Annotated in this window: 20 protein-coding genes and 1 riboswitch; of the genes, 8 read left to right on the top strand and 12 right to left on the bottom strand. The window is 55.4% G+C overall.

The window, feature by feature from the left end; genetic code table 11:
• Positions 1 to 136: 136 nt before the first annotated feature.
• From ACR0B0_RS14525 to ACR0B0_RS14570, 10 genes are all read right to left on the bottom strand, one after another.
• Positions 137 to 1,534: an aldehyde dehydrogenase family protein gene (locus ACR0B0_RS14525; RefSeq protein ID WP_480648376.1), complete on the bottom strand. Its 1,398-nt coding sequence runs from the start codon at positions 1,532 to 1,534 to the stop codon at positions 137 to 139.
• Positions 1,531 to 3,192 (bottom strand): acetolactate synthase large subunit, encoded by a 1,662-nt coding sequence (locus tag ACR0B0_RS14530; RefSeq protein WP_480648378.1) that lies wholly within the window; start codon positions 3,190 to 3,192, stop codon positions 1,531 to 1,533. Before ACR0B0_RS14530 ends, ACR0B0_RS14525 begins: the two co-directional genes overlap by 4 nt.
• Positions 3,193 to 3,245: 53 nt before the next feature.
• Positions 3,246 to 4,760: an FMN-binding glutamate synthase family protein gene (locus tag ACR0B0_RS14535; protein ID WP_480648380.1), complete on the bottom strand. Its 1,515-nt coding sequence runs from the start codon at positions 4,758 to 4,760 to the stop codon at positions 3,246 to 3,248.
• Between the two features lie 272 nt (positions 4,761 to 5,032).
• Positions 5,033 to 6,046, bottom strand: a complete 1,014-nt coding sequence (locus ACR0B0_RS14540; protein ID WP_480648382.1) for a FecCD family ABC transporter permease — start codon at positions 6,044 to 6,046, stop codon at positions 5,033 to 5,035.
• A gap of 1 nt (position 6,047) precedes the next feature.
• The gene (locus ACR0B0_RS14545) at positions 6,048 to 6,995 is read right to left on the bottom strand and encodes an ABC transporter substrate-binding protein (protein WP_170351195.1); all 948 of its coding nucleotides are present in this window, start codon (positions 6,993 to 6,995) and stop codon (positions 6,048 to 6,050) included.
• Positions 6,996 to 7,013: 18 nt separating this feature from the next.
• A complete protein-coding gene (locus ACR0B0_RS14550) occupies positions 7,014 to 7,799 on the bottom strand; it encodes an ABC transporter ATP-binding protein (RefSeq protein WP_170351194.1) in 786 nt (261 codons plus the stop codon).
• Positions 7,796 to 8,152 carry a DUF1636 domain-containing protein gene (locus ACR0B0_RS14555; RefSeq protein ID WP_170351193.1) on the bottom strand — a complete coding sequence of 119 codons (357 nt, stop codon included), beginning with the start codon at positions 8,150 to 8,152 and terminating at the stop codon, positions 7,796 to 7,798. The genes ACR0B0_RS14550 and ACR0B0_RS14555 overlap by 4 nt, the downstream gene beginning before the upstream one ends.
• Positions 8,153 to 8,254: 102 nt before the next feature.
• Positions 8,255 to 8,461, bottom strand: a riboswitch (cobalamin riboswitch).
• A gap of 165 nt (positions 8,462 to 8,626) precedes the next feature.
• Positions 8,627 to 8,899 (bottom strand): DUF6525 family protein, encoded by a 273-nt coding sequence (locus tag ACR0B0_RS14560; protein ID WP_170362608.1) that lies wholly within the window; start codon positions 8,897 to 8,899, stop codon positions 8,627 to 8,629.
• Entirely contained in the window at positions 8,896 to 9,531 is a 636-nt protein-coding gene (locus tag ACR0B0_RS14565) for a DUF1826 domain-containing protein (protein WP_480648384.1), read from the bottom strand. The genes ACR0B0_RS14560 and ACR0B0_RS14565 overlap by 4 nt, the downstream gene beginning before the upstream one ends.
• Complete coding sequence (locus tag ACR0B0_RS14570; RefSeq protein ID WP_480648385.1) at positions 9,528 to 10,739, bottom strand: GTP-binding protein; 1,212 nt, start codon at positions 10,737 to 10,739, stop codon at positions 9,528 to 9,530. Before ACR0B0_RS14570 ends, ACR0B0_RS14565 begins: the two co-directional genes overlap by 4 nt.
• A gap of 104 nt (positions 10,740 to 10,843) precedes the next feature.
• On the opposite strand from ACR0B0_RS14570, the gene ACR0B0_RS14575 reads away from it, so the two are divergent.
• From ACR0B0_RS14575 to ACR0B0_RS14595, 5 genes are all read left to right on the top strand, one after another.
• Positions 10,844 to 11,248, top strand: coding sequence for an RrF2 family transcriptional regulator (locus tag ACR0B0_RS14575; protein WP_170351190.1), 405 nt, complete (start codon positions 10,844 to 10,846; stop codon positions 11,246 to 11,248).
• Positions 11,249 to 11,480: 232 nt separating this feature from the next.
• Positions 11,481 to 12,566: a polyamine ABC transporter substrate-binding protein gene (locus ACR0B0_RS14580; RefSeq protein ID WP_480648387.1), complete on the top strand. Its 1,086-nt coding sequence runs from the start codon at positions 11,481 to 11,483 to the stop codon at positions 12,564 to 12,566.
• 255 nt (positions 12,567 to 12,821) lie between these two features.
• Positions 12,822 to 13,550 carry a hypothetical protein gene (locus ACR0B0_RS14585; RefSeq protein ID WP_480648389.1) on the top strand — a complete coding sequence of 243 codons (729 nt, stop codon included), beginning with the start codon at positions 12,822 to 12,824 and terminating at the stop codon, positions 13,548 to 13,550.
• 1,022 nt (positions 13,551 to 14,572) lie between these two features.
• Positions 14,573 to 16,504: a class I adenylate-forming enzyme family protein gene (locus ACR0B0_RS14590; protein WP_480648391.1), complete on the top strand. Its 1,932-nt coding sequence runs from the start codon at positions 14,573 to 14,575 to the stop codon at positions 16,502 to 16,504.
• 98 nt (positions 16,505 to 16,602) lie between these two features.
• Positions 16,603 to 16,785: an AraC family transcriptional regulator gene (locus ACR0B0_RS14595; RefSeq protein WP_480648393.1), complete on the top strand. Its 183-nt coding sequence runs from the start codon at positions 16,603 to 16,605 to the stop codon at positions 16,783 to 16,785.
• 157 nt (positions 16,786 to 16,942) lie between these two features.
• Here the strand turns inward: ACR0B0_RS14595 and ACR0B0_RS14600 are convergent, their stop codons facing one another.
• On the bottom strand, positions 16,943 to 17,797 hold the full coding sequence (locus tag ACR0B0_RS14600; RefSeq protein ID WP_480648395.1) for a Rossmann-like and DUF2520 domain-containing protein: 855 nt from the start codon (positions 17,795 to 17,797) through the stop codon (positions 16,943 to 16,945).
• 37 nt (positions 17,798 to 17,834) lie between these two features.
• On the opposite strand from ACR0B0_RS14600, the gene ACR0B0_RS14605 reads away from it, so the two are divergent.
• The gene (locus ACR0B0_RS14605) at positions 17,835 to 18,329 is read left to right on the top strand and encodes a hypothetical protein (RefSeq protein WP_480648397.1); all 495 of its coding nucleotides are present in this window, start codon (positions 17,835 to 17,837) and stop codon (positions 18,327 to 18,329) included.
• Between the two features lie 5 nt (positions 18,330 to 18,334).
• Here the strand turns inward: ACR0B0_RS14605 and ACR0B0_RS14610 are convergent, their stop codons facing one another.
• Complete coding sequence (locus tag ACR0B0_RS14610; RefSeq protein WP_170351185.1) at positions 18,335 to 19,120, bottom strand: FadR/GntR family transcriptional regulator; 786 nt, start codon at positions 19,118 to 19,120, stop codon at positions 18,335 to 18,337.
• A gap of 326 nt (positions 19,121 to 19,446) precedes the next feature.
• On the opposite strand from ACR0B0_RS14610, the gene ACR0B0_RS14615 reads away from it, so the two are divergent.
• Together ACR0B0_RS14615 and ACR0B0_RS14620 are read left to right on the top strand one after the other, a co-directional pair.
• Complete coding sequence (locus tag ACR0B0_RS14615) at positions 19,447 to 20,496, top strand: TRAP transporter substrate-binding protein (protein ID WP_170518204.1); 1,050 nt, start codon at positions 19,447 to 19,449, stop codon at positions 20,494 to 20,496.
• Between the two features lie 118 nt (positions 20,497 to 20,614).
• The gene (locus ACR0B0_RS14620) at positions 20,615 to 22,678 is read left to right on the top strand and encodes a TRAP transporter large permease subunit (RefSeq protein ID WP_480648399.1); all 2,064 of its coding nucleotides are present in this window, start codon (positions 20,615 to 20,617) and stop codon (positions 22,676 to 22,678) included.
• Positions 22,679 to 22,681: the final 3 nt, after the last annotated feature.

Raw genomic sequence — 22,681 nt, forward strand, 5'->3', positions numbered from 1 at the left:
GTCAAACAATAGGGCGCGTCAGTTGGACTGGCACTGAACCAATTCGAGCGTGGATTTTCAATTCAACCAACGCCCGCTGACCTGAAAGGGAGATACCTTGCAGTGAATGGAGCCAGAACCGGGATATACAGGGCCGTCACTTATCCTGAGGCAGCCGGATAATTGCCATTTTATCCTGTGTCATGTCGTGCATCGTGTATCTGATCCCGCCGGTGTTGTAACCGGATTGGCGGCGGCCTGCGAAGGGCATCCAGTCAACCCGAAAGGCCGTATGGTCATTGACCATGACCGCCGTGGCATCCAGCGTGCGTACCGCCGTCAGCGCGCGATCCAGTGACTGGGTGAAAACCGCAGACTGGAAGGCGAAAGGCAATGCGTTCGCGGCCTCAACTGCGCCATCGAAAGTATCATAGCCATAAACACAGATAACGGGTCCGAAAATTTCCAGCGTCGAGACTTTGGCATCCGCCGGAGGGTTCAGCAATACGGTGGGCGCGTAGGTTGTCGGCCCCAACCGTTTACCGCCGGTCAGAACGCGCGCGCCGCCAGCGATTGCCTCGTCTACCCATTCTGCAACCCTGTCAACTTCGCCCGGACGGATCAGTGGACCGCAATCAACCGTTTCATCAGTGGCGTTTCCAACCTTTAGCTGAGATGCAGCCTCGGCCAGTTGCGTGGCGACCTCTTCGGCCATATCCATTGGCGCAAAGACCCGCTGTGTCGAAACGCAGACCTGCCCGGAATGATAAAACCCGCCCTTCGACAAAACCGGGATCATTGCGTCCAGATCGGCATCGGTGTCCACAATCACCGGTGCGGCACCGCCATGTTCCAATGCGCAGCGTGTACCCGGTGCCAGTTTGGATCGCAGCATCCACCCCACACGGGCTGATCCGATGAAGGTAAAGAAAGCCGTGCGCGGGTCGGTGATCAACTGTTCCGCCACTGCATTGTCGCAGGCTACGAAATGACAGAATTCCTGCGGCAGGCCAGCCTCGTGCAGCATGTCGACAAAGACCTTGCAGGACAGAGGCGTGTCGAGGGCTGGCTTCACCAGCACCGGGCACCCGGTTGCCACAGCAGGGGCGACCTGATGCACAATCAGGTTCAGCGGGTGATTGAACGCGCTGGCTGCCACAACCACCCCGATGGGTTCGCGGGTCGTAAATGCCAAGCGCCCGGCTCCGGCGGCGGTCAGGTCCATCGGGATTTCGCGCCCGGACATCTGCCCGATCTCGTGGATGCACAAACCCACCCCATCTATGGCGCGCGTCACCTCGACCCGCGCATCAATCAAGGGTTTGCCACCTTCATCGGCGATCAGATGCGCCAATTCGTCGAACCGGGCCCACATCAGAGCAGCGGTTTTTTCCAGAATTTCAATCCGATGATAGGCGGGCAACCACGCGGACCTGTCCCGAAACAGAGAGTGAGCACGATCCAGCATCGGCTCGATCTCGTCCCATGTTCGCAGGTCAATCGCGCCTATTTTCTCAAGGCTGAATGGGTTCACGACATCCAGGCTGGTACTCATATCAGGCATACCTTGGCTTCCAGTTCTTCGATCAGGACGCGCTGGTTTTCGCTGTAATCGACAGGTACGTCGATCAGATGCACGCCACCCGATGCAAAGGCGGCCTCGAATGTCGGAACCAAGTCTTCGGTGCGTTCGACGCGGTGGCCGGTTGCGCCATAGCTGTTGGCGTATTGCACAAAATCGGGATTGTTGAATTCCAATCCCCAATCGTCAAACCCTGCATGAGCCTGTTTCCAGCGGATCATTCCGTAAGAGCCATCATTCAGCACGGTCACCACCAGATTCAACCCCAGCCGCACGGCGGTTTCCAGTTCCTGACTGTTCATCATGAATCCACCATCGCCACAGATCGCCATGACCCGGCGGTCAGGATACTGCATCGCCGCCATCATCGCCGAGGGCAACCCCGCCCCCATCGTCGCCAGCGCGTTGTCCAGCAGCACGGTGTTGGGCTCATACGCTTTATAGTTTCGGGCATACCAGATCTTGTAGATGCCGTTGTCCAGCGCGATTATATCGCTGTCACCCATCACCTTGCGGGTGTCGGCAACGATACGCTGCGGGATGATCGGAAAGCGCGGATCATCGGCCCCTTCGGATGTGTGTTTTTCCGTCTCCTCGCGCACAAGCCGGAAATAGCTGTCATCAAACTCCAGCGGACCGTCGAGGATTTCGGCCAGGCGCGTGATTGATTTGGCCAGATCGCCGACAACCTCGATCTGCGGGAAATAGACCTGATCGACCTGCGCCGCCTTGTAGTTCACATGAATGACCTTGGTGCCGCCCTCTTCCATAAAGAAAGGAGGCTTTTCCACGACATCATGGCCGACATTGATGATCAGGTCGGCCCGGTCGATGGCGCAGTGCAGATAGTCGCCGTCGCTTAACGCAGCCGTTCCCATGAACAGCTCAGACCGTTCATCAATGACACCTTTGCCCATTTGTGTGTCAAAGAATGGGATCTGAGTGTCTGCCACAAACCGGCTGAGCGCTTTGCGCGCGTCCTTGCGATTGGCCCCGGCCCCCAGCAAAAGCAGGGGCATCTTTGCCGATCGGATCAGTTCAGCGGCTTCCTGCAAAACCGTATGATCCGCCACAGCATAGTGGCGCGGATGAGGCTGCAGAACTGGTGCATCGGTGGCTTCTGCCGCAATATCTTCTGGCAGTTCCAGCAATACCGCGCCGGGGCGCTCTTCCTCGGCCACGCGGAACGCCTCGCGGATCAGGGCAGGGATCGTGTTGCCATGCACGATCTGCTTAGACATCTTGCAGATCGGATCAAACAGACCGACCACATCGATGATTTGAAATTGCCCCTGTTTGGACTTCTTGATCGGCTTTTGCCCGGTAATCATAATCAGGGGCATCCCCCCCAAATGGGCATATGCAGCTGGAGTTGCGAAGTTTGTCGCCCCCGGTCCCAGCGTCGCCATGCAGACACCTGCCTTTCCGGTCAAACGGCCATAGGTGGCCGCCATAAAGGCCGCGCCCTGTTCGTGGCGCGTCAACACCAATTCGATGGACGACGTGCGCAGCGACTCAAGAACATCAAGGTTTTCTTCGCCAGGCACAGCAAAAACTCGGGTGACCCCTTCGGCTTCGAGGGCGGCAACAAGCAGGTCAGAGGCTTTGGTCGGAGTAGATTTGGCAGACATGGAAACACTCACCTAAATGGGGTTTGAAGGAAACTATAGACAGCAATTGCGGGTTATTCAGCCGCCGCCACCTGTTGCGGTTCGGGATAAAGCTCGCTCATCGGTAAAGAGCGGCCGTTTTCCAGTACCAACCGCGCGTGGTGTCGCCTGAGAAGTCGGGGTTCAGCCACACCGCAGCTATGGGCGATAATGCCGATCTCTTTCTTCATGTTCATTGCATAGCTGGCCACGCGTTCCGATTTATTGGCCGGGTCCAACCCAAATTGCAGCTTGCGATTGTGAGTGGTGATCCCGGTTGGGCAAGTGTTTTTGTTGCACTGCAATGCCTGAATGCAGCCCAGGGCAAACATGAACCCGCGGGCCGAGTTGACAAAATCGGCCCCTGCGCAATAGGCCCAGGCCACTTCGGACGGGTTGATCATCTTGCCGCTGGCGCAGACCTTGACCCGGTCGCGCAGACCATGCGCCTTCAGCACATCAATGACCAGAGGCAAGCTTTCGCGTATCGGCATCCCCATATTGTCGATCAGGCTCATGGGGGCTGCGCCTGTGCCACCATCGGCGCTGTCGATGGTCACGAAATCCGGGGCGCTTTCAACACCGCGCCGCAGAATTTCAGCACAGAGGTCTTCAAAGAATCCTTGCGCGCCGATCACCGCCTTGAAGCCCACCGGCTTGCCAGTAACTTCCCGCACAAAGGCGATCATGTCCAGCAGATCGTTAACGCTGTCGATATCAGGATGCCGGTTCGGGCTGATCGCGTCCTGCCCGGGTTCGATCCCCCGGATTTCGGCAATCTCTTCGGTGACTTTGACGCCGGGCAGAATACCGCCTTTGCCGGGTTTTGCCCCCTGACTTAGTTTGATCTCGAACATCTTGACGGCATCATGCGCCGCAACCTCGCGCAGCTTGTCCTCGTCAAACCCGCCTTCGGGTTTACGAACGCCGAATTTGCCGGTTCCGATCTGAAAGACGATGTCGGCGCCGCCTTCCAGATGATATGGCGACAGCCCGCCTTCGCCCGTGTTCATCCAGATTCCCGCTTTTTTTGCACCCAAAGACAGGGCACGCACCGCCGGGATTGAGATGGCTCCATAACTCATGCCCGAGATGTTGAAAATCGAACTGGTCTTATAGGGATGACGCGCAAAAGGTCCGATTTCGACCTCGGCGGGTTCCTCGGCGTCTTTCTCCAGCGTTGGAAATGGACAGTTGGCGAAGAACACGGTTCCCGACGGCTTCAAATCCCGGCTTGATCCGAAGGCGACAGTGGAATCCACATCCTTGGCCGCCCGGTAAACCCAGGATCGTTCCGCCCGGTTGAACGGCATCTCCTCTCGGTCTAGTGCAAAGAAATACTGCCGCAGAAACTCACCGACATGTTCGAACCCGTAACGGAACCGCGCAATGACCGGGTAGTTGCGGCGCAGCGTGCTTTCGGTTTGCGTCCGGTCGCGAACATATAAAACCACAACCCAAAGCGCCGCCAGGCCGACACAAAGGACAAAAGAGTACGTAAGTATTTCAAGCAATTGAAAGGCTGCTCCTGAAAACTCTGCCATATTCATGTCGAAGCGGGCTCCTGTAGTTGTTTCACTGACCTGCTTTGCCGCAAGGTAACCTCACGCGGCGTTCACAACACTTAAAGGCGCCGATCCGAGTGAACTAGTAAGCCTGCGCGCGATTTGGATCACACCCGCTGACAAGCGCGAGACAGAATTTTCCGTATCTGTGAGGTCATTGAAACAAATTGAATTGTTGGTGGAATAATGCGCATCCCTCAGCAGGTCGGGCAAAAGCTTTAATCTTGCCCGGGTCGGTTGGTCAGCGGCCTTAAAAGCTACCGCTGGCTTCTCGATGTTCTGAACAGAAGCAGGAACACGAAAACGGAACCAATCGAGGTGGTAACGATCCCAACGGGCAGTTCTTGCGGAGCCAGCAAAAGGCGGCTGAGAATATCTGAACCTGTCAGCAAGGCCGCCCCGACAATCGCTGCAGTGGGTAATAGATGCCGGTGCAACGGCCCTGCGATCCCACGGGCGATATGAGGGACCATCAAGCCGACGAAACCGATCACGCCAGCCACCGAGACGAACACAGCTGTTGCGAGGGCCGCGACAAAGAACATGCTGAACCGCAGCCCCTGCACCGGCACGCCCAGCGTTGCAGCTGTCAGGTCTCCGGTCAGCAATGCGTCTAGCCAGCGGGCGCGATAGAGCGCGTAGGCCAAAATAAGCAGCAATCCGGCGCAGACCAGCGGGAACGTCTCCCACCGGGCTAGGCCCAGACCGCCCAGCATCCAGAAGATCACCGAATGCGCGGCGCGGCTGTCGCCTGCGAAAATTAGATAGTTGGTGATTGCAGAGAACAAGAAGGACACGGCCAAACCGGCCAATATCAGTTTCTCGGGCGCGCTTGTACGCAACCCGTGAACCAGTGCCAGCACGATACCCGACGCCACAAGCCCTCCGCAAAACGCGGCCAGCGGTAAGGTCCAAAAACCCAGAATATCCCCGGTCACTGTGATGACGAACACGGCACCTGCCGCCGCGCCCGAGGACAGGCCAAACAAAAACGGGTCGGCCAAGTCGTTGCGCGTTGTGGTTTGCAAAACCACACCGACAATGCCCAAACCAGCCCCGATCACGGCCGCGAACAAGGCGCGCGGCAGGCGCAGGTCAAAGACGATCCGGTGCAGCGGCGACATCTCTCCTTCAATCAGCCCCGTTCCCAGCAAGATCGCCGTGACCGTGTCCGTGACAGGGATGGATGTGGTGCCATAGATGGTGGACATCAGTAAGAGGGCGGCCAACATGACCGCCCCCAGCACAAGTGTCAGGCCCAGTCGGCCCATATCAGTTGAGGCCTGGATGCATGGCCTGGGCCATTTTCGAAATCGCTTCGATATTTGCCGGTCCGGGGGTCAATTCCTCGTACCGCAAACCGATCCAGCGCTCGTTTTTCACGGCTTCAGTCTGCGACATCACTGGATGTTCCTGCAAAAATTTGAACGTGTCCGCAGCGCCATTGCCCGTTTGATAATCAAGCAGCACAAGGAATTCCGGGTTTGCGGCGGCGACCGCCTCCCACGAGGTTCGGCCCCAGCTTGTTTCCATGTCGTGGGTCACGTTTTCACCACCCGCGGCAGCAATCATAGCATCGGGGATGGCGAACTTACCTGCGGTGAATGGCGCGTCCGCCGGGCCGTCCAGCAAGAAAACGCGGGGTTTCGCCAGGTCGGCAGTCTGCGCTTCGATCACTGAGAGTTCGTCTTTCCAGCCCGTGACCAGCGCCTCGGCCTTGTCTTCAACGTGCATGACCTGACCCAGGCGCAGGACGTCATTGAACAGCAGGTCCATGCTGGCTTCGGGGCGATCCTTGTCCAGATGCACACAGCTTTCGGTCAGGATCATGGTCTTGATACCAAAGGGCTCCAGCGTATCCGGGGTCACATCTCCGCCCGGCTTCATGCCGTAATACCAGCCAGCAAAGAACAGGTCGGGTTCCACGGCAACAAGGTTTTCGACCGTTGGGTATTTCGGTGCCAGTTCGGGGATATCGCCGCGCAGGGTGTCGAATTCCGGGCTGGTTTTGTACCAGCCGGTGATGCCGGTCAGACCGACGATCTTGTCCTGCAGGCCCAACGCGAAGGCCATATCGGTCATGTTCATGTCATGCACAACCAGACGCTCTGGCTGGGCTTCGAACACCAGCGGCGCTCCGCAGTTGTCGACGGTGACCTCGTGGGCGGACGCGCCGCCTGCCATGGCTGTGAACAGCGCCACGGACCAGATGTGTTTCATTGGGGAATGTTCCTTGGTTTAGGTTGAGATTGTGGATTTTCGGATATCCAGCGCTGGAATCACGCGGCCTTCGTGGTGAAAACACAGGTATTCAACGCCAAAAGTATCGCGGACCCGCTCGGGGGTCAGCACTTCGGCCACGGGGCCAAATCCCGTCAGCCGCGTTGATTTCATCAGGGCCACGTGGGTGGCGAATTCCGGGATCATGACAAGATCATGGACAATCATCACAACCGTGATGCCGAGTTCGGCGACCAGAGACAGCATCCGACCCTTGGCATCCGGATCGAGATGGTTGGTCGGCTCATCCAGGAACAACAACGATGGGTTCTGTGCCAGTGCCCGGGCGATATGCGCGCGTTGACGTTCGCCCCCGGACAGTACCGCCATGCGCTTGTCTGCCAGCGCGCCAAGGTCGGTCAGTTCAAGGATTCTGTTAAGTTCTCTGGCATGTTCATCCGCCGAACGGTCGGCCCAGATCGGAATCTGGCCCATGGCAACATAGTCCCGCAGTAGCAACCTGCCATCCGGTTGTTCTTGCTGGCCCACAACAGCGATCATGCGGGCGCGTTCCATTGCGGGCATATGTTTCAGGCTGCGTTCCTTGACCAATACATTGCCCAATACAATCTCAGCCGCCCCGCACAGAAGGTTCAAAAGCGTGGTTTTTCCTGCCCCATTTGGACCGGCAATTGCCAGTATCGCGCCCTCGGCCAATTCAAACGAGACGCCTTGCAGAAGAACGTCACCATTGAGCGCATAATATTCGAGATCACGCGCAACCAGAAAAGATGAGGTCGTCATGATGGCTCCTCCAATTGAATTCGAGGCAAACGAGAAAGGGTTTTTGTAAATAGTGGTTGCGGCCGGGCCGTCGCGTTGGTCCAACCGTCTGCGACGTTGCGGTACTGATGTGCGAATTCCGCCAGCGCGTCGACATCTTCGGCAGTTTCAATATCGCCGAACAGGTAGTGTGCTTTTCCGACAGCCTGAAATCCGACGGCCGTTGGTCGCGCGCAGCCCGCCATGCAGGTAACGGTGCGCACTGCGAACCCGGTTGGCAACCTGCCGATCAACGCATTGCGCATGACATCAACAGACAATGCGCCGGTACAGGTCGAGCAGATCAGAAGGAAATGGTCAGGTGTTTCCGGCATAGTCCGCTCCGCTTGAAGCCAAGCGCGGACAGAAGGTGCCGATCATGTACACACGTTTCAGACGTGCCATCAAAGCCTCCTTCCAGGACGCCCCGCCCCGGGTTGGTTGAACATGTGATGGCAGGTCTCCTGACTTGCGGGTCGATGCTTGGCCATCCTTCCCGGCCCAATGACCAGTGGATTTTGGCGTCGCTCACCGCTTACAGTTGCGGGGGCAGTCACGGATTTGGCGCCAAAGTGGCGAACCGCACCGTATTCCCTTTTCATCCCTTGGGCGCACCATCGGGAACCATCTGGCCCTTGCTTGTCTTAGACTGGGGGCCATGTCAATCACGATTTGAAACAACAACTTTTCGATCGGAACTCAAACGCTCAGGGTTTCGAAGTCTGCCGCATGCGTTTTCGCTGCAAGTGCGGCACCCAGTGTCGCATGGGTCGCGACAGCATACTGTGTTAGAGGTGGCATTTTTTCCTTCATGTTTGAGAATTTAATTTGAAAACAGTCGATTGCCGGTCACGCGCGAGCGTTCGGGCTTCGGCCTGGCTGAGTGACACGAGCGTTTCTTCTGATGAAAGCCCCTTGGCCCGCGATTTTGACCAGATGCGGCGCGCGGATACCGGGGACCATGGCAATGCAGCTTCTGACAACCACTGTCGCAACGGGGCTGGAAGGCCGTCAAACACATCCATCGGATCGGTTGATCGATGCTTGCGGCGCAAGCTGCATTGCCCGAGGTTACGTCTCATGCTTCGGTTTCCGGATTTTCCACTGGGTCCAAAACCAAGACGAGACGGGATTCACTGGTACCTTCGATCGGAGGCGAGCGATGCACCACCCCTGACGATGGGCGCTCGGGCCAGAGTGTTCCCCGTAGCAGGATCGGAGCGCCGGTCTGAACGGTAAACACAAGCGCGGGATCCTTTCCATCAGTCGAGGTGCCGTATTGTGTTCCAGTGCCACGATAGGTGCAGACCAACCGGGCGGTGACAGCATCGGTATGAAATTTACGGCAAGCATTGGTGGTGACAACATCCAGCCGCAGCCGCAAGAAGTTGGCGTTCATCAGTTCACAGAAAATGTCGGCCAGAGAAGCGATATCATCTTGAAGCCACGCTCTTTCAGTCCCGTTAGGCATGCCGGAGATATCGCAGAGTTGCCCCACGGTCGTCTTAACGGTGCTTGGTGGAAGAATGAATCGCCCACTTGGCAGAGCCTTGGGATCAAGTTGGTCAAGCCAGCTTTGCATATCCGGCGGGGTTCGCCGGCGCCAAATCAAAGCGGCACAGTTTGGCTGTGCAAAAGTGCGGAGTGCAGACGGATTATCTGCGAAGCTCACACCGGTGACTTTGTCTTCCACTGGCTTTCTAACGAAGTTCATGCGGCATCCTCTGCCCGGCGCCAAATCGGAAAGGGGTCCGGCAGGTCCGGCAAATTGTCGGGCCCTGCCGCCGTGACTGCTGGAATAAGGCAATTGTCCAATCGTGCCTTCAAACTTTGCCAGTCGATCCCGGCACCGATGAAAACGATCTCTTGACGGCGGTCGCCCCACGGCTCTTGCCAGTGGGCCTGCATATAGGTGCGGGCGCTGTCATGTGCGGGGCGTCGCTCTTCGGGAACTGATGCCCACCAGGTGCCGAGTGGTTTGACGCTGGACAATGCGCCGGCGAGTGAAAATTCAGCCACCCAATCGGGGCGTGTCGAAATCCAAAAGTGGCCTTTGGCCCGGATCACCCCTGGCAGATCACCGTTGAGAACGTCCAAAATGCGTTCGGGAACGAACGGAAGTCGCGCCCGGTAAACGTATGACGCAACCCCGTATTCCTCAGTCTCAGGCACATGGTCGGCAAAGCCGTACAGTTCCTTTGCCCACATTGGGTGTTCATGGGCTTGCTCGAAGTTAAACAGGCCGGTGTCCAGGATCTTTTCTGCGGCAACTTCCGAATGGTTGGTCTCGATGATCTCGGCATCTGCATTCAGACTGCGGATGATCTTGCGGGCCGCATCAACTTTTTCTGACCCCGCATCATCAACCTTGTTCAGGATCACCACATCAGAGAATTCTATTTGATCCGTAAGCAAGTGGACCAGAGTTCGCTCGTCTTCCTCTCCCATCGTTTCGCCTCGGTCTCGTAGGAAATCGTGGGACGAGAAATCGTTCAGCAAGTTCACCGCATCGACAACCGTTACCATGGTGTCGAGCCGCGCCACGTCCGACAAGCTGTCGCCCGCTTCATCCCGGAAATCGAAAGTTGCTGCCACAGGCAATGGTTCGGAAATGCCTGTGGATTCAATAAGCAGGTAGTCAAAACGTCCTTCCGCAGCGAGGCGCCGGACTTCCTCCAAAAGATCGTCCCGAAGGGTACAACAGATGCAGCCATTCGACATTTCTACCAGAGTTTCATCCGTCCGGCTGAGTTCGGTATCGGCCCGTACCAGATCGGCGTCGATATTCACCTCGGACATATCGTTGACGATAACCGCGACCCGACGTCCTTCGCGGTTGTTCAGGATTCGGTTCAAAAGGGTGGTCTTGCCCGCCCCTAAGAAGCCGGAAAGGACGGTGACAGGAAGTCGGGTATCTGACATGGGTTGCTCCGAATGGCGCATTGAGATTCACGTAACTTACGCAGTTACTAGACGAATGCAACAGTTATTGTTACGTGTGATATCTGCCTGGAGAAGAACGACAAATGAAGCGCAATAGCCGCCTATCCCTCGCCCTGCACACGCTCGGCCACATGGCCGGAGATCCGAATCGTAAGCGTACATCTGCGGATATCGCCGAGCATTCAGGGACGAACCCGGTGGTGGTACGCCGCGTCTTGGGACGGCTTCGTGACGCGGGTCTGTTAACTTCGGAAAAAGGCCACGCAGGAGGGTGGAGTCTGGCACGCGAACCAGACAGCATAACCCTGGCGGATGTGTATCTTGCGTTGGACGAAAGTCTGATCGCCTCTGGCAGAGAAGACCATGCCCCCAAATGTTCAGTGGAACATGCGTTGCACCGTCGCGTTTCGAGTATCATGAAGGAGATCGAGCAAAGCCTAGTCGACCGTCTCGGCGAGACAACCATCTCCGAAGTCAGAGGCAAGTAATACCTGATCAAGTATCGCGGCAAGTTTCTCTTCATTCTCACCACGTCGTTTGACGCTATGGGTGCAACATTCCTGTTGTTTAAGGGGTGCACTAACTGGGGTGGTGATACGTCCTTTGGTAAGGCTCAGCTTTAACTTCAGGCTTGTTGGATCTGCCTCATGACCATAAGACGGGTGAACCGCGTTTCTCACAACCCACCGGGAACATGTTGCAAAGCCCTAGGAGTACACAATGAAATCTATATTGACGGCTGCGTCGATGACCTTGCTTTTCACAACCGCGCTGTACGCTGAGGAAAAGGTCTATGTTTACAATTGGGCTGACTATATCGACGAGTCTCTGCTGCAGAAATTCACCACCGAAACGGGGGTCGAAGTCGTCTACGATAACTTCGATTCCAATGACTTGCTTGAAACCAAAATGCTTGCAGGCAAGTCTGGTTATGACGTCGTGTTTCCCTCGGGCACGTTTTTGCAACGTCAGATAGAAGCCGGTGTCTTCCAACCGCTCGACAAAGCCCAGCTGCCCAACTCGGTTAACCTGTGGGATGCTATCGAGCAACGAACCGCGACCTTCGATCCGGAGAATAGCTACTCAGTTAACTATATGTGGGGTTCAACGGGCATTGCTGTGAATGTCGAAAAAGTTCGCGAGGCGCTTGGTGACGATATCCCACTGGATTCGATGGAGCTGCTGTTTAACCCGGAGTATGTGTCCAAGCTGTCCGATTGTGGCGTGAATTTTCTGGATGCTCCGTCCGAGCTTATCCCCGCTGCCCTGACCTATGTCGGAGAGGATCCGAATACGCGCGATCTCGATGTTATCGCAAAAGCTGAACCGGTTCTTAACGCGGTTCGTCCTTATGTCAGGAAATTCAATTCGACAGGCTATATCTCGGACCTTGCGACCGGTGAAGTGTGCGTTTCAATGGCCTGGTCAGGTGATGGCCTGCAAGCCCGAAGCCGGGCCGCCGAATCCGGAAACGGGATTGTAATTGAGTATAGCGCTTTCCGAGAAGGTTCGGGCATGTGGTTCGACCAGATCGCGATCCCTGCGGATGCCCCTCATCCGGAACTGGCCCATAAGTTCATCAACTTCCTGATGGAGCCAGAAAACGCGGCCGCAATTTCAAACTATGTTTGGTATGCAAACGGAAACCTTGCGTCGCAAGAGTTTCTGAACGAAGCGATTTTGAATGACCCGGGCCTCTATCCGTCTGAAGAAGGGATGAAGAACCTCTATATGAAGATGCCTTGGGACGCTGAGATGCAGCGTTTCGTGACGCGCATGTGGACGCGGGTTAAATCTGGCGTGTAGGTCGTCTTTTGACGCTAACCTATTCGTCTAAGAAGCACAAAACGACTGATACGTGCAAAATGTTGGGGCTGGGAAAAGCTTACCTTGCCCCAATGCACTTTGCAGAAGGCCCCAGCCGGTGTCGTAGGTCGCAGTCTGTGCTTTTTTCACATTTGACCCCGGCTGACGACGCAATAAGACTTAGCTTCAGAGCGGAAACCAAGGGTTTGAAAAGGGATCGCGACCAAACAGCTAATTTGGGGCAGGAAAAGTCAGATGACGCCGAATGATGGCAGCGCGAGTACGTTAGAAAAAATCCTGTGCGCAATTGCCGTGGGTTTGGATCGGCAAGCAGAGACTTCGCCTGAATACCCAAATTCAAACCTCTCCAGCCCAGATTTCGGTTACCAGGTACGACAAAACCAGATTTGCGCAGTCGGTTGGTTGCTTTTTTTGTTTGGCGCAACACCGCGCAGAAGGTTGGGCCGACTTGTTCTGAAATCAATGCGGGATGTGGGTCTTGCAAAAGTCCCCCGTTGGAAATTGTCACAGGCAATTGACGATGCAGCGGGCTCGTTGAACGACCAATACCCAAATGTGGTGAACAAGGCGATTGTCGGCACGCCGGATGATAACTCCGATCGTATTGTGCAAAGAGTTCAAAGCCTTATTGGCTTGCGCGCCTTCGATAGCGCGCGCAAATTGTTGACGCAAAATAAGACCGAACTGCGTGAGAAATATGAACCGCTTAGGACACGCTTAATCAGGCACGAGACTGGGGATCCAATTTCGGAATGCGGTCACAGGCTGGCGGGCCGTCCTGGCGAAGCTTCGGTTGGAAAACCCGGCTCTGAACAACCTTTTGAAACGGAGTGGCGAACAGCTAACCAGGAAATTGTGAATGCCCTTTTGGCCAACGAAGCAGGGAACACTTCAGATATCGATGCGTTGCTTTGCGACATTTTAATGATCCCCAGCGCGCCCTGTCATTGGTTGTTTTTCTGAACGATGGTTTGGATGCCAGCTACAAATCCACGCTGATTTTTTCTGCATCGCCCCTTCCGCCAATGGCGCGTTTCGTGATTTTTTCACACTGGCATTGGGTCGATGAAAAGCATCTGGTTAACGCGCTAGATGAGGCAATCTCAGACGGTAAAACCTATCATGTCGAAGCATCGCTTACTCGTGCGATGTCGGGTCGAATATCTCCGCCAAAAAAGAACGCGGCCAAGAAGCGGTTGTTCGACAAACTGTTACGCCTTGCGAGGGGTTGGGTGTCGTTTGGAAATGATCTATTGATTGAGGCGGCGAAAACTCAGGGTGTGCGCGTGGTTGGTCCAGAATCAATGCCCACCGCATTTCCAGCAGATCAGGACTATGCAACCTCGTCGAAAGGGGTAGCATACGGTGTCGGCTCTGCGCTTACCGATCGGGCAAAATCCTGGCTGGAAAAAAATGCTGAAAACACCAGCGGGATCGTAGTGTACTCGCCTCACTCTCAGAACCTGACTTTCGCTTCAAGACGTTTGCAAGTCGCGTTGGCGGGAATGGGGAAGCCGGTACAAACACTTGTCGAGGTTGCACCCGAAGCTGGCGACCCTGCTGAACCCTCGGACTTTCTGACCGCCGCGCGTCGCGAAGGCTACGACATCACTTTATCGGGTCGGCGGGTGACGAAACGCAATTCCTACTCAAACCGATACCTGGACCATTTGCGGGCGGGCGGAGTGCTTCAAATATACTTCGACGGAGAAAGAGCCCCCGGCAAACGGTTGTTGGTACCGTGGCTTTTACGCCCCGGCAAACTGCCCGGATTTCCGGCGCAACTTGCGATTTCCAGCGGTGCGGAGGTCTGCTTTGCTGCGACATGGATTGACGAGGATGGCGTGCCGGTCATTGACCTCGTCCCGCTCAAACTGCCGCCTCGTTCGGGTTCAAATCTGGTTCAGCGGTTGTGGCTTACCCAGCAACTGGCCCGCACTTGCCGAAGCTTTGTTTTGACACAGAAAATGCCGGTTCAGCGGCACTTGATCGCCGCTTACGGAGGAGCAATGCCAAGGCGCGAACTGGTTGATTTGGAAACCTGGACGCGCAGCGACACGGTGCGCCGTAGTAAGTTGTGTTGGCTATCCAATCATGACCCGGACCATGTCGCTATTCAAACCGCGTCTGGGTTTATCACCTATGGGGTTTTGGCAAGCCTGTGTTTGCGCATGTCCAGCATGTTGTTGCATTTTCAGGATATTGCCCCCAATCACTCAGACCCCGTGCGTAAATTTGGGTGCCAACACCGGGTTTTGTGCCTGCTACCGGCCAGCCCTGCGGCAATTGTGACGCAACTGGCCTCGACGGCAACCGGAAGTCTGCTTTGCGTTGGTCTGCCAGAGGATTCAAACGAACAGCTTGTCGATCGCCTGAAAGCGTTTGACCCTGATTTGGTTCTTGTCACGTTTTCACTTTGGAGTCGTTTGATAGCTTCAAACCCAGAGCTTGAGAATGTGAACGCTGTGATCATCGGCGACGATTGCGACGCAGCTGCTCTGGACTTTCTTTTAGACAGTTTTGCCGAAGCCCCGGCTTTACCACCCCTTGATCTTCGGTGTCCCGCCTATGTTGTTTACACGTCTGGCAGCTCGGGCGAGCCCAAAGGCGTTGTCCTGGCAGCGGGCATGGCCTCGCGGATGCGGGTGTTCGATTATGATCGGCCGCAAACTTTGCTAACAGTTGTGCGTTGGGACACGGCAACTGCGCTGGAAACACTGCCTGCTTTTGTGGGGGGGCACACGATTGTTCTGCCTCCAATCACCGGGTTCTCCGATCTAAAGCAGCTTTGTGATCTTATGGTCGCAACGTCCACCACAGCTTTATCCGCACCGTGCAGCGTATTGCACGGTATGTTGCAAAACCCCGATTTCTCACCCGAGTTTTTGCCCGGATTGTTCGTCTTTTACCCCTGGGGGGAACCGAGTCGCGCGCGTCTCATCAGGGATTTAGTGAAGCGTTTTCCCAAAGCTGAACTAAACGCGACCTACGGCGCTTCGGAGTTTATTGAAGTTTCACATGGAAAGCTTCCCGCCGAAGGTTTTGCCAAGTATCAGGGATCTCCGGGTGGAATGTTCTTGGCTGGTGCAAAAGCAGTCAATGCAGACGGTCACGACTTGCAACCCGGCGAAATTGGCCGGGTCAAGGCCGTTGGCTACGACCGGACCCTGGGCAATTTCAAGAATTTGCAGGCAGGTGAGCCGGTTTTTGATCCACTCAAGGATCCCATTCTTCTTGATGATTGGGTGACCATTCTGCCTGACGGGAGTTTAGATGTATTGGGAAGAGTGGACGATGTGGTTAACATCCGGGGGCGTAGACTGTCGCTGAATGCCGTTACCGAAATCGCAGAAAACGTAGCAGGGATCGAGCGGGCCTTTGTCACCGTCGCGCAAATTCGCGAGGCAGATGCGGTTGCCATTGCCATTGAAACCAAACGCAAGGATGTCGACATTCTGGAAAAGGAATTGCGGCAGGCCATTACCGAAAATTTCTTTCCCGCCGCCGCGCCATTGAGATTTTTACACACAGAGGAACTGCCGCGTCTTCCCAGTGGGAAATTGGATCGTAAAAAGCTTAGATCAATATTGGAAAATGGGGGGACAGACACATCTGGTTTGCCAACGCGGCAACCGAAGGCTGCTACTGTGTCTGAGTCACCTCTGTCCCCTATGCTTGAGGTGTTGCGAAACTTCGCAGGTCACGAGGGGTTGGTCCCGCGCGCAGGTTTTGATCCCGACAACACACACCCGTTTCTCGATTCCATCCTTAGCCTGATACTCATGCTGAGCATTGAAGAGAAGTTTGGAAATATCCCACCCGCAAACGTCTTTGATCGTCAGGAATCAGCAACCTGGCGCGAGCTTGCAGAAGCTCTTGGACCGAAAGCCTGTGTTAACTCGCGGTCTGAAAACTGATGTTCCTAGGGTCGGACTTTATTGACGCAGCGCCTGAAACAGTTTGAGGGTCAATAGCCTGCCAGGAATGTTGGAAGGTTCCGGCCCAGAGGAGTGTTTTGGAGGCGTTTGCCAAAAACACGCCCGTCGGTGTTGTGGCACAGGATTGTGGGTACGGCAGTACCAGCGCCTTTTCCTTTACATTCCGCAAAGTTTTCAATGTCGGCCCGACAGAGGTACTGGACGTCAACAGCAAAGCTGCCCCGGGAGAACGGTTCCCCGATCAGAACACTCCGACATAGCTGAGTTAGAAAATACCACTGAACTTTGACCAGGTCGACGACGAACCACTGAAAACCTGTGCAGTTTGAAACAGGCCTTTAGATCACGCGCTGCTCCACCATCTTCTTTTGGTTCTTGCTGGGGCAATGCGATCTCTCGAAAGCTGACTATCGAAACTCAACGATCAGATTTGGTTACGCCACTCGTTTTGAGTGACCGGGCCATGTCGCTCAAAATTCGGTAAACCTCCCCAGCATCAGGGTGCCAGTCCGCAACATCTTCACCCTGCGAGGTGACAACTTGATCGTCTCCTCTGGCTGCTGGACCGGTCAACGCGCGTTGGGGGCCCAGGGCAATGACGTTCTGAGCAGTGCTTTCCATCAGTTTGGCGTTCAGTGGCGCGATAACACCTTCCGAAACGCCGGCCACCGTCCATGCTTCTTGCGCAATTGCTTGTAATACCACGGCAAAATTGTTCGAAATCACAGCCCCGGCGTGATAAAGACTTTTGGCGTCGGAACGGATCGAAAAACATTCAGCGCCAAGATTGCCCAACAAGGGCCGAAGGAATTCAAGGGCGTCGGCGTCTCCTTCCAGCCCACATAGCGCACCCTTGAACTGATCCTTTGCCTTGTCGGGATCTGCAAAGGACAGAACCGGATGGACACTTGCCAGACGCCAGTTCAATTCGCGCAGCCGAGTCATTTCATCGGCCGCAAAATACCCGCTGCAGTGAAAGGCGATGGGTGGTTTTGGTGTGCCATCTGTCGCGGAAAGCTTTGTTGCCAGATCAGAGGCAACCGCTGCTATCTGAGTATCAGGGACAGCGATGACCCAAAGATCGGCGGGCCGTAAATCGGAAATGCTTTGCACGGCATGACCGGCGTTTGCTCTCTCAACGGCTTCCTGAGCGGAAGCGAAACGCGCGCTCAGGACGTCTTGAATTTGGCAATATGGTAATGAGTTCAACAGGCTCAGGAAGGTCTGGCCGACCCGGCCCGCGCCGATCAGGTTTGCTTTGATCTGGTCCATATCCATTCGGTCCAATGCAAAATTCGATAGGTGCAATATGCCACGTGGCTTCCCGGTCCGCCTCAAAGATTTTGGGACCGCGCAGTTTTACATTCAGGGCTTGCAGCTTCAGATGGTGGTTGCCGCAATCGATCATCCGTCAGGAAGGATCAGACATGTCACAGATGATTTTTGCGATTGTAAAAATTTGCAAAACCCTGCTCGACATCCATCATTTGCGAAATATGAGAACAGCTATGAGAATACTTGGCTTCTATTTGAACAGTGCGAATGTCGCCGGTGGCTAGATGCGACTAGCCCGAAGTTGAAAAGCGCGCAGGGCTATCTTTATACAACGGTCGACAAATTCGCTGATCCACTAGACTTTGTTATCGCGCAGTTTTGCTCCGGCCTGAGCCAGATGTTCGGCAATCCACGGGATCGATTGTTGCGACCCACCAACAACCAGCAGCGGAATATTCGGCTGCGCTGCCTTGGGCAACAGATCGCATTTTCCTTAGGCAAAGATGTGTGGCCCATCCTCATGATCTGAAAGCGCTACGAGGGTTTTTGATCCGACAGCAGACGGCGTTTTTCAGCCATTGCTTCCCTGCGGCTGCGTTCGATCCCCAACCTAAAGGACTCCTCGACGAAATCGATGTGGTCGGTTGCGGCCTTTTCTGCACGTTCCTCGTCGCCGTCGATTACCGCCCGGCCAAGCTCCATATGTTGATCTAGCAGCTTCTTGCCGGTGCCATCGATCGTCTTAAGAAAGTCGCGATTGTAGAATACGCCCTTGCGCGTAAGTTCGTAGATTGAAGCCATGATATGGATCAGTGTTGCGTTCTGGCTGGCGTCGACGATTGCAGAGTGCAGCGCAAAATCTGCCTCTTGAGAGGCTTTGGTGTCGTTTTCACGCCAGGCGCGTTCATTTTCGACCAAAATCTCGGCAATCCTCTCTTGATCTGCTTTTGTCGCGCGGCGCGCTGCAAGGCGGGCGGCAAAGCCTTCCTGTTCGCGCCGATATTCCAGATAATCGAAAAAGGCGGGCTCATGTCTCTCATAAAGTGCGAGTAGTGCCGGCATCATGGCCTGACCTGTCAGAGCCGCGACAAAGGTTCCTTCACCATGTTGCGTCGTGACCAAGCCGCGCTCTTCCAGAACAGACAGAGCCTCGCGCAGTTTCGGGCGTGAAACGCGCAGCATCTCCGCGAGGTCTCGTTCCGAAGGCAGTTTGCGACCCTGTTTCAGGATGCCCGAGGCGATCAAATCTTCGATCTGAGACACAACAGCCTCGGCCAGTGATTCGTGTCCAACCGGTTCAAATATCGCTGTGGGGCTCATGGTGCTGTGCCTCTGTTCGATGTCTTAAGTAAAGATCACTGGTAAATAAATATAACCATAATCTGTTTAGATTCAAGCAGTGAGATCCGGTAGATCACCGTATCACAGATGACTGTTTTTGAACGTAATTTGATCGATTTTCTTTTCTTCTTTGCGAGTGACGTTTGTAGCTGAGGTGACTGCGTTGTTACGTCGACTTAATTCCAATGGTAAATAAAGTTGTTGACTGGTTTTTATTGGTAAAGTTAGTTTACCACCGGAATGGTGTGGGAGGGACCTGCGCCGCTGATCGGGACAATGTTCCGACCTACCCTGGAGGAGAATTCATGAAGAAGACCCTGACGAGCCTCGCCGTAGCTGCCAGCCTGCTGGCCGCACCTGCGGTTGCCGCAGACAAACTGTTGCTGAAAACCCCGATTGCCTTTTCGACCGAGCTGCCGGGCCTGGGTTCACCGATCCCGCGCGTTGCCGAACAGCTTGAGTTGATGTCGGGCGGTACGTTGAAGATGAAAGTCTACGAGCCAGGCAAACTGGTTCCGCCGTTTGAAATTCTTGACGCTGTATCTACCGGCAAGATCAATTCTGGCTACACTACGGCCGGATATTGGGCGGGTAAAATCCCTGCCGCGCCGCTGTTCTCGGCCGTTCCTTTTGGCCCCGAGGCGGGCGAATACATGGCTTGGCTGTATTACGGCAACGGCCTGACTCTTTACCAAGAGATGTATGATCAGGCGGGCTTCAACGTCAAAGTTCTGCCCTGCGCGATCATTGCGCCTGAAACTTCGGGCTGGTTCGCATCCGAGATCAATTCACCCGAAGACCTGAACGGCCTGAAGATGCGTTTCTTTGGTCTGGGCGGCAAAGTGATGCAGAAACTGGGCGTGGCGACCTCGCTGCTGCCAGGTGGTGAGATCTTTCCTGCGCTGGAAAAAGGCGCGATCGACGCTACCGAATTTTCGATGCCTGCCATCGACGCGCGTCTGGGGTTCCACAAGCTGGTGAAATACAACTACTTCCCCGGCTGGCATCAGCAGGCAACTGTGTTCGAACTGCTGATCAACAAGGACGTCTGGAACGAAACCAGCGACCAGCACAAAGCGATCATTGAAAGCGCGTGTAAAGCTTCGATGGCGGACAGCTTTGCCGAAGGCGAAGCCATTCAGCACGCTGCGCTGATCGACAATATTGAAAACAACGGTGTCACCATCAAACAGTGGTCGCCTGAGATGCTGGATACCTTCCGCACAACTTGGGATGAGGTTGCAGCAGAAGAAGCCGCTAACGACGCCTTCTTCGCTCAGGTTTTGGCCGACATGAACGAGTTCCGCGACGGTTACGACCTCTGGAAAACGAACGCGTTCCTCCCTCGTCAGTAATCTCCCTTACTGACGCAACCGGGGCGGCGTGATCCGTCGCTCCGGTACCTATTTCCTGATCTTCGGAATTTCTAACCTTTCACTGCCCGCGCGCCGGGCTGTTGAGCGAGGTATGACCATGACCACACAAAACAATCTTACCGATCCGGTCGAAGCCTATGAAGGCATCCTGGAACATCCCGAAACCGATCGTCAGAAGATCGCGGTCGCGATAGACGCAAGCGTCAAGGCTGTCGGCCATGTGGTCATGTGGGCAAATGTCCTGCTGATGGGGGCAATTTTCACCCAGGTCGCTCTGCGCTATTTGCTCAGCCAGAACTACCCCAAGTTGGACGAGATCCAGTGGCATTTCTACGGCATCGTGACGATGATCGGCATCTCTTATGCTTTGATCACCGACAGTCACGTGCGCGTCGATGTTCTGCACATGCAGCTGTCACGCCGGGCTCAGCGGGTCATCGAGGTGATCGGTATTCTTACCCTGCTGACCCCGTTCATCTATCTGATGATCGATCAGGGGTACGACTATTTCTACGAAAGCTTCCGGGTCAATGAACGCTCGGACAGCCCAACCGGCCTGCCTGCCCGCTGGGCTTTCAAGGCAGTAATCCCGATCAGCTTTGTTCTTCTAGCACTGGCGGCGCTTGCGCGACTGATCCACGATGGGCACGCGCTTTTGTATGGACCGGCCTCAGAGCGCGAAGGTGCATCTTTGCGTCGTATCCTGCTGGTTCTGGCCGTGTTTGCCGCTGTTTGCGTCGGCTTGACCTTCCTCGTGGAAACTACCGAGGAAAAGCTTGTCATCGCCATGTTCCTGAACTTCATCGCGCTGTTGTTTACCGGGTACCCGGTGGCCTGGGTTCTGGCGGGTGTCGGCGTTGCCTATTGTGGTCTGGCCTATCTGTTCGACAACGATCTGATGCTGTGGACCGGGTTGGAGAGCACCTTTACAGGGCTCGACTATCTGACCCTTGGTGCGGTTGTGAACCGTGTCTATGCGACGATGTCCAATGCGGTTCTGGTTGCGTTGCCGATGTTTATTTTTATGGGTCTGATGCTGGACGAATCCGGTGTTGCGGAACGTCTGATGTCCTCGATGCAGCGCCTGTTTGGTACAGTGCGTGGAGGATTGGCCATCACCGTTACCCTGATCGGTATCATTCTGGCGGCCTCGACCGGTATCATCGGTGCATCTGTGGTGTTGCTGGGCGTGCTGTCGCTGCCGTCGATGATGCAACAGAAATACCAGCCGACGCTTGCGGCGGGCGTGGTCTCGGCATCCGGTACTCTGGGTATTCTGATCCCGCCCTCAATCATGCTGGTGATCATGGCCGACCAGATGGCGCTGTCGGTGGGTGACCTGTTCATGGCCGCGGTCTTCCCGGGTGTGATCATTGGTGGCCTTTACCTGACATACATCTTCATACTCGCACTGGTGAAACGTGACGCGGCCCCCGTGCCTGAAGGCGCGAAGGCCCCCGACTGGGCTGCGGTCAAAGACGTAATGATCGCCGTCATCCCGACGCTAATGCTGATCCTTGCGGTTCTGGGTTCGATCTTTGCTGGTTTGACCACGCCGACCGAAGCCTCTGGCATCGGCGCACTGGGCGCGACGCTGTTGGCCCTGGGCTATCGCAAGCTTACCTTCCACAAGTTGTGGAACGTGCTGGTGTCGACCTTCAATACCACCGCCTACATCTTTGCCATCTTCCTTGGTGCAACCGTGTTTTCGTATGTCCTGCGGGAACTGGGCGGCGACGAGTTGATTGAACATGTGGTGCAATCCACCGGATTCAATGCAAACGGTACCATCCTCTTTATTCTGTTCATCGTCTTCCTGCTGGGGTTTGTGTTGGACTGGATCGAAATCACGCTGATCGTGCTACCCCTGATGCGCCCCATCGTGAACGGCCTTGGCATCGACATTCCGGGCTTTGGCGTTTTGGACGAACCCGCGCTGGTGTGGTTCGTGATCCTGGTCGCGGTAACGCTGCAAACCAGCTTCCTGACACCGCCCGTGGGTTTCGCGCTGTTCTATCTAAAAGGCGTCTGCCCGCCCGAGATCAAGCTGATGCACATCTACAAGGGGATCATTCCCTTTGTGCTGCTGCAGCTTACCGGTCTGGCCCTGGTCTTCTTATGGCCGACCCTTGCCACCTGGTTGCCTTCGGTCGCCTATTAAGGA

This window comes from Ruegeria sp. BA12 (assembly GCF_056539625.1).